Here is a 13279-nt window from a genome sequence, read left to right as displayed (position 1 = left end):
GATAACAATCTCGGCATCTTGTTCGCGCAAAGGGAAAAAAATCGTTTCAGGGCATCACCGATTTCGCTTCAACGTGTTGCTTGATCGGCCGATTTTGGCGGCGCATTTCAGGCCTGCGTGGTATGTCCACCGACAGCCATTGCCGCCTGACGCAGCGCCTCGGATCGTGTCGGATGGGGATGACAGGTCAGGGCGATGTCCTCGGCTGACGCGGCGAACTCCATCGCCACGCAATACTCCGCGATCATCTCGCTCACGCTTTGGGCCGACGAGGTGTACACCGAGAATCTCATCGGTTCGCTCATCCGCCAGCACTTTCGCGAAGCCCTCCGTTTCGTGATTGACCTTGGCGCGGCTGTTGGCGCTGAACGGGAATTTGCCCACCTTGTAAGCGCGACCTTCCGCTTTCAATTGCTCTTCCGTTTTACCGACGCTGGCCAGCTCGGGCTGGGTGTAGATGACGTTGGGGATCAGGTTGTAATTCAACTCGCCTTTCTTGCCGACGATCCGCTCGACACACACGCCGGCTTCGTCCTCCGCCTTATGCGCAAGCATCGGGCCTGACGTCACGTCGCCAATTACCCAGATGCCCTCCACCGCCGTGCGATGCCCCGTGTTGGGCAGGACGCCGCGCTTGTCCACTTCCAGTCCGACGGTTTCCAGGCCCAGCCCTTTCGTCACCGGGCGACGGCCGATGGACACCAGCACGTAATCCGCTCCGATCTGCTCGGTTTCACCACCGGCGGCGGGTTCGACTGTCAGGGTGACGCCGGTGTCCGCGGCGACGGCAGAGGTGACCTTCGAGCCGAGTTTGAACGCCATGCCCTGACGCGACAGCGAGCGGTGCAGCGTCTTGCCGGCCTCCAGGTCAGTGCCATGGGCCACATGGTCGAGAAATTCGACCACCGTCACCTTTGCCCCCAACCGGCGCCAGACCGAGCCCAGCTCAAGACCGATGACCCCCGCGCCGATCACCACCAGATGCTTCGGCACCTCGCTCAGCGACAGCGCCCCGGTGGAGTCGAGAATACGTTTGTTGTCGATGGTCACGCCGGGCAGGGGCGTTGGCTCGGAACCAGTGGCGATGATGATGTCTTTGGCCGTTAGCTCGGTCTCGGCACCTTCAGCGTCGGTGACGATGACCTTGCCGGGCCCTGCGAGACGGCCCCAGCCCTTGATCCAGTCGGCCTTGTATTTGCGAAACAGAAACTCGATGCCTTTGGTCAGGCCGGTCACGCTTTCGGCCTTTTGCGCCATCATCTGGGGCAGGTTCAGCGTCGGCGTGACCTCGATGCCGAGCTTCTTGAATTCCTCGCCCGTCGCCGCCTCATACAGCTCCGAGGCGTGAAGCAACGATTTGGAAGGAATGCAGCCTACGTTGAGACATGTCCCGCCTAATGTTCCACGGCCTTCGATGCACGCCACTTTCAAGCCTTTCTGGCCCGCATGGATCGCCGCGTTGTAGCCGCCGGGGCCGCCACCGATGATGACAACGTCGTAGTGACTCATGAACGTACTCCTTGAGGAATCCAGCAATGGAGGGAAGCGTAGCCGCGTCCGGACAAATGTCGCGCGTCACTTGGCGGCTTAAATGATGGATGTAATATTTCTCCCGGAAGCGCTTCAAAGTCAAGTGAGCGAGTTTGGTCACTGCCTCGCGGGAAGTGTGCAGGACCAGCTTTAGCCGGGTAGGCGCCTTCCCGTCTGTGCAGTGACTAAACTCGATACGACGGCAGGCGATATCTACCTGTCTGCTGCCTGTCTGACCCCGCATCTCGCGTTACGCAAACGAATAATCAGACGAAAATTTCACGACTTCTGTTATATCGTAACGCCCTGTGTCAGCCTCACTTGTGCCGCGTAATTGCAACGCCGGTGGGTGGGCGGGAAGGGTGATGAATGGCAGCGTTAAACGGGCTTTGGAGTTGCAATGCGGGTTGATCTGGATGATGAGGGCGTTGCACCGGCGAGCCTGCCGCGATTTCAGCAGGCGGCTGTTCAATCGAGACGTCTTTCACGGCTGACGTACCTGACAGGGGCGATGGGCGTCATCGGCCTGGTGGTGTCGCTGTTCGTCGACCTCTTCTCCCCCAACTCGCTGTGGACGGCGGTGCTGACGAACAGCGCCGCCAGCCTGCTTATGCTGGCGGCGGCGTTGCAGTCGGCCCACGTGGTCAGCCAGTGGCGCGTCGGCGTCATCTCACCGCCTGAGTCGATTCGAACAGACGAAGAAGCGCTGCTTCACAGCGAAGAGCAGGGCTGGTACGACCGCGTGCTCGGCCGTATCAGCGGTGCCGGCACCTCAATGGTCGGCCAGGTCGGATTGCCAGTGTTCTGGCTGGCAGGCTGGGCGTTGCTGTCGCTGATCAGCATTGGCCTGATCTGGAACCTTGCGCTGTCGGGCAGCAATGTCGGCCTCGTCGGTAACGTGGTCGGCGGTTTGCTCCTGTTGATCGGTTTTGCGCTGCTGGTGCTGGAGCGGCAATTCAGCAACGAGTCCGCGGCCAGTTGGCCTGAAGCCGAGCAGTTGGCGCAGATGACCAAGGTCGCCATCGGTACGCTACTGGTCACGGCGTTCTGCCTGTTTTTCTCCTCCGTTGACCGCGTATGGCCCGCCCGGCTCGCAGTGTTGATCGGACTCTTGCCAGGGCTGGTTGCTGTCGAGTTGCTCACCCGCGCGTTGCTGTCCGTTTTTAGCCCGCGCAATGAACGCCTTGAGCCGCGCTTGATCGCCACCAGCTTTGTCGCCGGTCTGCTGCGCTGGCCGCCGCGCCCGCTGCTGGCGTTGCAAAACGAGTTGCACAACCGCTTCGGCATCGACCTGCGGCAGATCTGGGCGTTTACCTACATGCGCCGCGCCTTTCTGCCGGTGCTGTTGGTCATCGTCGGCCTCGGCTGGTTGCTGAGCGGTGTTCACGAAATCCCCATGCAGGGCCGCGGCATTTACGAGCGCTTCGGCAAGCCGGTTGAAGTCCTGGAGCCGGGTCTGCATGCCGGTTTGCCTTGGCCTTTCGGAACGGTGCTGGCGGTGGAAAATGGCGTGGTCCACGAGCTGGCGACCAGCGTCTCAGAGGGAGCCGGTGCCGAGCAGACCCTTGACCCTGCCGAAGGTCCGCCACCCGCCATCGCCAACCGTCTGTGGGACGCCACGCACATCAACGACAAGTCGCAAGTGATCGCCAGTGGCTCGGGAGACAAGCAAAGCTTTCAGATCGTCAACATGGACGTGCGCTTTGTGTATCGCATTGGTTTAACGGACGAAGCCGCACTGGCCGCGACCTATAACAGCGCCGACATTCCCAGCCTGATTCGCAGCACCGCCAGCCGCGTGCTGGTGCACGACTTTGCTTCCCGCACCCTCGACGAATTGCTGGGTGAGCAGCGCAACGATCTGGCGGCCGACATCGGCGACGCCGTGCAGCGCGACCTGAAAAAACTCGACAGCGGCGTGGAAATTCTCGCGACCGTGGTCGAGTCGATTCATCCGCCAGCCGGGGCGGCCAACGCCTATCACGCTGTCCAGGCCGCGCAGATCAGCGCTCAGGCGTTGATTGCCCGGGAACGTGGCGCGGCGGCCGATCAGGCCAATGTGGCGCAGCTGCACGCCAGCATGGCTCACGATCAGGCGGCGGCGACCTCGCGGGAAGTCATGGCCACGGCGCAAGGGGCGGATTTGCGCTTCAGCGCTGAACAGCAGGGCTACGCCAAGGCGGGCCAGGCATTCCTGCTCGAGCAGTACCTCAGTCAGCTGACCCAGGGGCTGACCCACGCCAAGTTGCTGGTGCTGGATCATCGGCTCGGCGGCACCAGCGCGCCGACCATTGATTTGCGATCTTTTACCCTCCCGGTCGACCCCGCAGCGTCGACTCAATCAGCTGACCAGCCCTCGGCTGAATAAGGAGTCTTCCCTTGAGCCTGTTTCATTCCCACGATCATCACGACCATTCTGGCCACGACCACAGCGGTCACGGTCATGGCGGCCATCATCACGGTCATCACCATGGCGAAGCCTCCGGCCCGGCCGTATTTCCGTGGCGTCGTGCTGCGTTGGCGGCAGTGCTGATTGCCTTCGCGGTCGCGGCGGCGAGTCTGGTGCAGGTGCGCTCCGGCGAGGCAACGGTCATCACGCGCTTCGGCAATCCGGCGCGAGTGCTGCTCGATCCCGGCCTGAGCTGGCGCTGGCCGGCGCCATTCGAAGCGGCGATCCCCGTCGACCTGCGTTTGCGCACGACCTCAAGTGGCTTGCAGGACGTCGGTACCCGTGATGGTCTGCGCATCATCGTTCAGGCGTACGTGGCCTGGCAGGTGCAGGGCGATCCGGACAACGTGAAGCGCTTCATGCGCGCCGTGCAAAACCAGCCGGACGAAGCAGCCCGACAGATCCGCACCTTCGTCGGCTCGGCACTGGAGACCACCGCCGCCAGCTTCGATCTGTCGAGCCTGATCAACACCGACGCCAATCAGGTGCGCATCGCCGATTTCGAAAACCAGCTGCGTCAGCAGATCGACAAGCAACTGCTGACCACTTACGGCGTTCGCGTCCTGCAAGTGGGGGTTGAGCGTCTGACGCTGCCGTCGGTGACACTCAACGCGACGGTCGACCGGATGCGCGCCGAGCGTGAGACGATCGCCACCGAGCGCACCGCCATCGGCAAGCGCGAGGCGGCGCAGATCCGCTCCGCTGCGGAACGCGACGCGCGGATTGTCGAGGCCGATGCAACCGTGAAAGCTGCCGACATCGAGGCGCAATCCCGCGTCGAAGCGGCGCAGATTTACGGCCGTGCCTACGCCGGTTCGCCCCAGCTGTACAACTTGCTGCGCTCGCTGGACACCCTCGGCACCGTGGTGGGGCCGAGCACAAAATTGATTCTGCGCACCGATGCCGCACCGTTCCGGGTGCTTGTCGATGGCCCGCCGACCCTGGATGGCAAGGCTGGAACGCAGCCATGACCGAGCACGATGCTGCGCACATCGAGCGGCCGGTGGTGAACAGCCCTTGGCTGCAGGCCAGTCGCCTGGCGTTTATGGGGCTGTACGTCGTGACACTGATGGCGGCGCTCGGTTGGGCTGTGTCCAATGTGCGGGAAATCGATCCACAGAACCGTGCGGTGGTGTTTCGCTTTGGCGAGTTGGACCGTGTGCAGAACGCCGGCTTGCTGCTGGCCTGGCCGCAACCGTTCGAGCAGGTGGTGCTGCTGCCTTCCGCTGATCGCGTGATCGAGCGGCACGTCGAAACGCTGTTGCGCTCACCCACTGCGTTGGCGGCCGACAAGATCACCAGCTTCGCGACGCCGATGAGCGACGCGCTGGCAGGGTCAGGCTATCTGCTCACGGGCGACGCCGGCGTCGTACAACTCGACGTGACGGCGTACTACAAAGTGACGGACCCGCGGGAGTTCGTGCTGCAAGGCGAGCACGTGCTACCGGCGCTGGATCGTCTGGTCAATCGCAGCGCCGTCAGCCTCACCGCAGCGCGGGACTTGGACACCATTCTGGTGGCGCGTCCCGAACTGGTGGGCTCCGACAGCCAGTCTGCCGAGCGTCGCGAACGCCTGCGTGGAGACCTGGTGCAGGGCATCAATACGCGGCTCGGCGAGCTGACGGCCACCGGCGTCGGTTTGGGCGTCGAGGTGGTACGGGTCGACGTGCAGTCCAGTTTGCCGGCGGCAGCGGTGAATGCGTTCAACGCGGTGCTGACTGCGAGTCAGCAAGCCGATCAGGCCGTGGCGAACGCGCGGACGGATGCGGAAAAACTCAACCAGACCGCCAATCAGCAGGCTGACCGTACCCTGCAGGTCGCCCATGCCCAGGCGTCCGAACGGCTGGCCAAGGCGCAGACCGACACCGCCGCGGTGACCGGCCTGGCGATGTCGATCCAGAACAAGAGCGATCCCGGATTGCTGCTGCGTATCTACCGCGAGCGGGTGCCTGCCATCCTGAAACAGGCGGGTTCAGTGACCACGGTCGATCCACGCGACGATTCCCGCCTGATCATCCAGGGAGCTGACAAATGAGTGGCGAAGCCGTGCATAACCATTCCCACGATCCTTCTCACACGCATGCCGCGCCAGTCGCGGCCGGCAGCATGCTCACCAGCCGCGAACAGCGCAGCGCAGCCCGTCAGTTGACGCTGGCGATGCTTGCCCTGGGCTTGCTTGCATTGGGGCTGGTCTGGCGATTCTTCTCGCCCGAGCAAGTCGGCGTCAGCCAATTGCTGCTGGGCGCCGCCTCGCTGTTGGTGGCCATCCCGGTGGTCAGCGCCGGCTGGCACAGCCTGCGTTATCCCAGCCTGCACGGCATTACCGATCAACTGATTGCCCTGGCCATGCTCGGCGCCTGGGCGACGGGCGATCTGATGACCGCCGCGTTGCTGCCCATCATCATGATCTTCGGCCACGTGCTGGAGGAGCGCAGCGTGATTGGCTCCCAGGAAGCCATTCAGGCATTGGGCCGTCTGACCCGCAGCCACGCCCGGCTGATCGATAAGGACGGCGTGATCCGCGAAGTCGACAACGGGACGCTGGTGGCAGGTGATCGCGTCGAAGTGCGCGCTGGCGATCGTGTACCGGCTGACGGCTTGGTGATCTCGGGGCAGGCCAGCCTCGACACGGCGCCCATTACCGGCGAGTCCGTCCCGCTTGAAGCGCGCGCAGGTATGGAAGTCTTTGGCGGCGCGATCAATCTCGACGGTCTGCTGCGTATCGAAGTGACGCGTATCGGCAACGAGTCGACCCTGGGCAAAGTCATCGCGCTGATGCAAAGCGCCGAACGCTCCAAACCGCCCATCACCCGACTGCTGGAAAAGTACGCCGGCAGCTACATGGTGCTGGTGCTGCTGATTGCGGCCGTGACCTGGTTCATCACTAATAACGCCCAGGCCATGCTGGCCGTGTTGGTGGCTGCGTGTCCCTGCGCGTTGGTGCTGTCGGCGCCGGCGACCGCCATCGCCGGTATTGCAGTCGCCGCGCGCCACGGCATTCTGATCCGCAGTTCGGCCTTTCTTGAAGAGCTGGCTGACCTCACTTCGCTGGTCGTCGACAAGACCGGCACACTGACTTATGGGAGTTTGCGCCTGCAGTCGGTTCAGGCCGAGGAGGGCGCAGGTGACGACGTTATTGCGCTGGCGGCAAGCCTGGGTTCGGCAAGCAGCCATCCGGTCAGTCGCGCGCTGGCGACGTTGGTCGACAAGGATCATCTGCTCCCCCTGGACGACATTCGTGAGCGCCAGGGGCTGGGCGTCGTTGCACAGACCGCCCGGGGTGAAGCGGCGTTAGGGCGGCCTGAGCTCTTCGCGCAGTTGGGCATCGCGACCTCGCCGGTTCCCGACCACGATGGCCCGATTGCCGGGCTCGCGGTAAACGGGCACTTTCTGGCCTGGCTGCTGCTGGCGGACAGCCTCAAGCCCGAGGCTCGTCAGGCGTTGAGTGAGCTGCGCGAGCTGGGCCTGGGCCGGCAGTTGCTGCTGACCGGTGATCGCCAGAGTGTCGCCGACAGCCTGGGCCACGAGGTCGGCATCAGTGATATCCACGCCCAGGCGTTGCCCGAGGACAAGCTCAATCGGGTCATGAGCGAAATCAAAAAAGGCTTTCGCCCGATGGTCGTCGGCGATGGCATCAACGACTCCCTGGCGCTAAAGGCCGGCGTTGTCGGCGTCGCGATGGGGGCGGGCGGGGCGGACATCGCGTTGGCCTCCGCCGACATCGTGTTGATCGGCAGTGACCTGCGCCGCCTGGGCACCTGTGTGCGGCTGAGCCGCCTGTGCCGCCACACTCTGCAGGTGAACGTGATCATCGGACTCGGCTGGACGCTGGCCATTGTCGCCATGGCGGCTTTCGGCGTGCTGGGCGCGGCAGGCGCCATGATCGCTGCGGTCTTGCATAACCTCAGCACGCTGCTGGTACTGGGCAATGCCGGGCGGCTGCTGCGTTTTCACGAGCCCATCGCGAAGTTTCACAATCCCTCCTGAGCCAGATTCCCCGGCGCTTGTACCGAAAGCGCCGGGTTAGAGGCTCTCACTAAGTATTAAAATTCGCTTGAGCTTTGAAGAACTCTGTTACAAATTAACTCCAGTCTCGTTTCGGGGTGCTCCATTTACAGGCGTCACACTGGCTCGAATTCTGGGGCACAGCGTCGTACCCGTTGTAGGTTCGTCGTCGTTCAAACCAGCCAATCGCCTGACGGCTCCTGATCTGGAGCCGGTTATGGACTACCCTTTTCCATGTAGCTGGATCAGGGGGATTTCATATGCTCGCGCAACTTCCACCGGCGTTACAGAACCTTCATCTGCCGCTGCGTCTCAAGCTTTGGGACGGCAACGAGCTTGATTTGGGCAGTGACCCCTGCGTCACGATCGTGGTCAAGGACCCGTCCCTCGTTTCTGATTTCACCCACCCTAGTCTTGGCCTTCTTGGCAGCGCGTTCGTTGAGGGCCGGCTTGAGCTGGAAGGTTCGATCAGCGAAGTAGTCCGGGTGTGCGACGAGCTGACCAAGGCGCTGGTCGACGAGGACGACGACAACCTCCCTGTGCGCACCGAGCACGACAAGGCCACCGATGCTGCGTCGATCTCCTACCACTACGACCTCTCCAATGACTTCTATCGCCTGTGGCTGGACCGGGAGATGGTCTACTCCTGCGCGTATTTCAAGACCGGCAACGAGACGCTCGATCAGGCCCAACAGGACAAGTTTCACCACCTGTGCCGCAAGCTGCGCCTTAAACCCGGGGAATACCTGCTCGATGTCGGCTGTGGCTGGGGAGGGCTTTCCCGCTTCGCCGCGAGTGAATACGGCGTCAAGGTGTTCGGCATCACGTTAAGCCGCGAGCAATTGGCGCTGGCCCGGGAGCGGGTGCGCGCAGACGGTCTGCAGGACCGTGTCGAACTGCAGCTGCTCGATTACCGGGATCTGCCCAAAGACGGCCGCTTCGACAAGGTCGTCAGCGTCGGCATGTTCGAGCATGTCGGCCACGCCAATCTCGAGCTTTACGCAAAATGCCTGTTCGACGCAGTGAAGGAGGGCGGTCTGGTGATGAACCACGGCATCACCGCCAAGCACACCGACGGGCGTCCTGTCGGGCGCGGCGCGGGTGACTTTATTGATCGCTATGTGTTTCCCAACGGTGAGCTGCCGCACCTGTCGATGATCACCGGGTTCATCAGCGAGGCGGGTCTGGAAGTGGTCGATGTGGAAAGTCTGCGCCTGCATTACGCCAAGACCCTTGAGCACTGGAGTGCCCGTCTGGAAGAGAAACTCGACGTCGCCGCTGCGATGGTGCCTGAGCAGGCGCTGAGAATCTTTCGGTTGTATCTGGCCGGCTGTGCCTATGCGTTTTCCAAGGGCTGGATCAACCTGCACCAGATATTGGCGGTGAAGCCGTATGCAGACGGCAGCCATCACTTGCCGCTGACCAGGGACGATATCTACGCGTAATTGCTTAAACGGGTGGGAGCGAGCTCGCTCGCGAAGACGTCGGTACATCCACCGAATCATCGGCGGTTGAAATGCCGTCTTCGTGTGCAAGCCACTCCCACATTTGGCGTACTGCTCAATCACCTCTACAGAATCGGCGAAATCAGCCTAGCAACCCGCATTCCCAGCTGCTGCAAGTGATGTGTCTCTTTGCTCTCTTCGCTGGAGATCTCGTGGGAGAGGGCGAAGTCGTCGATCAGCATGTTTTCCACCTCCCGAGCGAAGTCTTCATCCACGGTCAGCAGCATGAGTTCGAAGTTGAGCCGGAACGAACGATTGTCCAGGTTGGCGCTGCCGATCGCCGAGATCGCGTTATCCACCAGCACCACCTTCTGGTGCAGGAAGCCGGGCTTGTAGCGAAAGATACGCACGCCTGCGCGCACGGCTTCAAACGCAAACAGGCTGGAGGCGGCGTACACCGTGTAGTGGTCGGGACGCGACGGCAGCAGTAGGCGCACATCAACGCCGCGCAATACGGCCAGTCTCAGCGCAGCGGAAACCGCCTCGTCTGGAATGAAATACGGCGTTGTGATCCACACCCGTTCGGTCGCCGCGTGAATGGCTTCGACGAAGAACAACGAGCAGGTTTCCTGGGCATCGGCCGGGCCACTGGCGAGTAACTGACACAGCACACCGTCTTCCGGGTAACTGTCGGGCAGGATCAGCGGCGGTATCTCCCGGGTCGCCCAGAACCAGTCCTCGGCGAACGATTCCTGCAGACACGCCACGACAGGTCCGACGACGCTCACATGGGTATCGCGCCATGGCGCCAGCGGCGGCTTGAGGCCGAGGTACTCATCGCCCACGTTGTGGCCGCCAACGAAGCCTTTGATGCCATCCACCACGACAATCTTGCGGTGGTTACGGAAGTTGATCTGGAAGCGTGTCAGCCAGCCGCCACGTGTGGCAAAGGCCTTGATCTGCACGCCGCCATCGCGGAGCTTCTCGATATAACGCGCCGGTAGCGCATGGCTGCCAATGCGGTCGTAAAGCACATGAATCGCCACGCCTTCAGCGGCCTTCTCCAGCAACAACCCTTGCAGGCGGCGACCCAGATCGTCGTCGTGGATGATGAAAAACTGTACGAACACCACTTGCCGGGCGCTTTTGATGGCCTTGAAGATCGCGTCGAATGTTTCATCGCCGTTGATCAACAGCTTCACTTCGTTGTTCGCCAGGCACGGCATGCGTCCCAGCTTCGGCATCGCGCGCAGGGAGCGATAGGCGTCCGAGCGCCGCGCCGCCACCGCCTCTTCAATCCATGGCTTCCAGTTGAAGTCGGCAATCGCCACGCGCATTTCGGTGTTCGCCTGACGCCGCGCCTTGATGTAGGCGTCAAATGTACTCCTGCCGAAGACCAGATACGGAATCAGTGCGACATAAGGGATGAAGATGAGAGGCATCGCCCAAGCGATTGAGCCCTGAGCCGTACGCACCGTGAGTAAGGCGTGGATAGCTGCGACAATGCCCAGCAAGTGAGTGAAACCGAGCAAATAGCCAAAGAAATACGGGCTGTGGTAATCCATGCGCAACCTTGTGCCATAAGCTTATTGGTGTCTAACAGACCACAAGGCGCCGGGATTGTCGCTATTTTATTGAGACTGCAACTGGCTGCCCGATCTACCGTCTAAACGTCATCGTTCAGTGGCCTGCGTGCAGGCCGCACCAAGATGCCCAAGAGTCATTAAAGGAAACCCGATTCATGAAAAAGCGCGTACTGGCGTTGATGGTTTGTATGACTGCGCCCTTCGCCCAGGCGCAGGTTCTGCAGCCCGGACTGTGGGAACTGAGCTCCAGCAACATGCAGGTGGATGGTCAACAGATGCCGGACCTGCAAGTGATGCTGTCGCAATTGCAAATGATGGCGCCGCAGCAGCGGGCAGCCATGGAACAAATGCTGGAAAAACAAGGCGTTACTCTGGGCGGGAAGGGCGTACGTATTTGTCTGACCCAAGAGCAGGTCAAGAATGAGCAGATTCCGCTGACAGATCCGAAGTCCGGCTGCACCCAGCAGATCACCGAACGCACTGGCGCCACCTGGAAATTCAAATTCAGTTGTCCTCGCGCTCAAGGCACTGGAACTGCACAGTTCCTCAGTGACCGCGAGTTCAACACCCACGTTATTGGCTCGTTCAACGCCACAGGCCAGCAGCAGAACGGCAGCATGGACACGCGCGCTGTATGGCTCGGTCAGCAATGCGGCACTGTAAAACCAAGGACCTGATTCTCTCTGCTTACTAAGCGCCCTGACTTTTCAGGGCGTTTTTGTCTGTACTGACAGAGGGTCGTGTTCCACGTGGAACATCTTGTTGTTTCACATGAGCTTTTTCGCCTTAGGTGTTGAGAAGCCTCACTAAAATCCCGCCGATCTTATAAAAAGCTTCATCTTCGTCCGATATTACGGCTGTTATATTGTAACCATCGCCCTCTATCTCTGAGCCGGGATGCTCTTCGCCTTCGGAACGTGCCATGCACCGACGTCAAATGCTGCTTAACATGCTTTTGGCCAGCGCCGCCTTTGCGCTGCCATTCTCAGTCAATGCGACGCAGATCCGAAACGCCCGCCTGTGGCGTACTGACAGCAAGCTGCGGCTCGTGTTTGATCTCAGTGGCCCGGTTCAATACAAGACCTTCACGCTCAGCGCGCCTGAACGGATCATCATCGATGTCAGCGGCGCGCGGCTTGAAGGCAACTTCAGTCAGCTGGCGCTCGAAAACACGCCGATCAAATCCATCCGCTCCGGCCACTTCGGTCAGAGTGATACGCGCATCGTCCTTGACCTCGCATCGCCTGTGCAGCTCAACAGTTTCCTGCTGGGTCCCGAAGGTGCCCAAGGCAACCGGCTGGTGCTGGATCTGGGCCATGACGTGCTTTCCCGTCCTCCGGTGCAGTTGGCCGCCGCTGCGCCATTGGCGAAAGAGCCACCCGTGCAGACAGCAGGGAGAGATCGATCCAAGCGCGACATCATGGTGGTCGTCGACGCCGGGCACGGTGGCAAGGACCCGGGCGCCGTTGGCTCGAAGGGTGAGCGCGAGAAAGACGTCGTGCTGTCCATCGCGCAGTTGCTCGCCAAACGCTTGAAGCGCGAAAAGGGCTTTGATGTGCGCCTGGTCCGCAATGACGACTTCTTCGTTCCGCTGCGCAAGCGCGTCGACGTCGCACGCAAATACAACGCTGACATGTTCATCTCGGTCCATGCCGACGCAGCCCCTCGGTTGACGGCTTCCGGCGCGTCGGTGTTTGCCTTGTCGGAGAACGGCGCGACATCTGCCACGGCGCGCTTCATGGCCCAGCGTGAAAACGGCGCCGACCTGATCGGCGCGACCAGCCTGTTGAACCTGAAAGACAAGGACCCGATGCTGGCCGGCGTGATTCTCGACATGTCGATGAACGCCACGATCGCCGCGAGTCTGGATTTGGGTCACACCGTACTGGGTAGCCTGGAAGGGATCACGACGCTGCACCAGAAGCGCGTGGAGCAGGCCGGTTTTGCGGTGCTGAAGTCACCCGATGTACCGTCGATTCTGGTCGAGACCGGCTTTATCTCCAACAGCCGCGACAGTCAGCGCCTTGTCACCGCGCGCCACCAACAGGCCGTGGCCGATGGTTTGTTTGACGGCATGAAGCGCTACTTCGAGCGCAATCCGCCGGCAGGCTCGTACGTGGCCTGGCGGCAAGAGCAAAAGGCGAATGAGGCGGTCGTCTGACGGACTCAGTCGTGAGGATGTGCAAGTTCGCTCTCATCCAACGTGACACTACTGCAAATGCACCTGCCTAAACGCCCATTGTGGGAGCGAGCTTGCTCGCGAA

At 61.6% G+C, this 13279-nt stretch carries 8 protein-coding genes and 1 pseudogene; 7 read left to right on the top strand and 2 right to left on the bottom strand.

The genetic code is table 11. The features are described from left to right. Nucleotides 1-107: 107 nt before the first annotated feature. A pseudogene (lpdA, locus tag ACYASU_RS24125) lies at nucleotides 108-1509 on the bottom strand (dihydrolipoyl dehydrogenase). 421 nt (nucleotides 1510-1930) lie between these two features. Here lpdA and hflK point away from each other — a divergent pair. The 5 genes from hflK to cfaB all read left to right on the top strand — a co-directional run bounded on the left by hflK (nucleotide 1931) and on the right by cfaB (nucleotide 9429). Beyond that, entirely contained in the window at nucleotides 1931-3898 is a 1968-nt protein-coding gene (gene hflK / locus ACYASU_RS24120; protein WP_463584331.1) for a protease modulator HflK, read from the top strand. 11 nt (nucleotides 3899-3909) lie between these two features. Beyond that, complete coding sequence (hflC, locus tag ACYASU_RS24115) at nucleotides 3910-4950, top strand: protease modulator HflC (RefSeq protein ID WP_192174514.1); 1041 nt, start codon at nucleotides 3910-3912, stop codon at nucleotides 4948-4950. Continuing rightward, nucleotides 4947-6014 carry an SPFH domain-containing protein gene (locus tag ACYASU_RS24110; RefSeq protein ID WP_463584330.1) on the top strand — a complete coding sequence of 356 codons (1068 nt, stop codon included), beginning with the start codon at nucleotides 4947-4949 and terminating at the stop codon, nucleotides 6012-6014. The genes hflC and ACYASU_RS24110 overlap by 4 nt, the downstream gene beginning before the upstream one ends. Further along, the gene (locus ACYASU_RS24105) at nucleotides 6011-7966 is read left to right on the top strand and encodes a cation-translocating P-type ATPase (protein WP_463584329.1); all 1956 of its coding nucleotides are present in this window, start codon (nucleotides 6011-6013) and stop codon (nucleotides 7964-7966) included. Before ACYASU_RS24110 ends, ACYASU_RS24105 begins: the two co-directional genes overlap by 4 nt. A 278-nt stretch (nucleotides 7967-8244) precedes the next feature. Beyond that, nucleotides 8245-9429 carry a C17 cyclopropane fatty acid synthase CfaB gene (gene cfaB / locus ACYASU_RS24100; RefSeq protein WP_463584328.1) on the top strand — a complete coding sequence of 395 codons (1185 nt, stop codon included), beginning with the start codon at nucleotides 8245-8247 and terminating at the stop codon, nucleotides 9427-9429. Nucleotides 9430-9554: 125 nt separating this feature from the next. On the opposite strand, the gene cls is transcribed toward cfaB, so the two are convergent. Then, entirely contained in the window at nucleotides 9555-10994 is a 1440-nt protein-coding gene (gene cls, locus ACYASU_RS24095; RefSeq protein ID WP_463584327.1) for a cardiolipin synthase, read from the bottom strand. Nucleotides 10995-11170: 176 nt separating this feature from the next. Here cls and ACYASU_RS24090 point away from each other — a divergent pair, with 176 nt between their 5' ends. Continuing rightward, nucleotides 11171-11692 carry a DUF3617 domain-containing protein gene (locus tag ACYASU_RS24090; protein WP_192174519.1) on the top strand — a complete coding sequence of 174 codons (522 nt, stop codon included), beginning with the start codon at nucleotides 11171-11173 and terminating at the stop codon, nucleotides 11690-11692. A gap of 245 nt (nucleotides 11693-11937) precedes the next feature. Further along, complete coding sequence (locus tag ACYASU_RS24085; RefSeq protein ID WP_463584326.1) at nucleotides 11938-13176, top strand: N-acetylmuramoyl-L-alanine amidase; 1239 nt, start codon at nucleotides 11938-11940, stop codon at nucleotides 13174-13176. The last annotated feature ends 103 nt before the right edge of the window (nucleotides 13177-13279 follow it).

The sequence above is a fragment of the Pseudomonas sp. HP_12 genome (assembly GCF_055283955.1).
The sequence above is the reverse complement of the archived record's forward strand: the minus strand, read 5'-3'. Positions and strand labels throughout refer to the sequence as shown.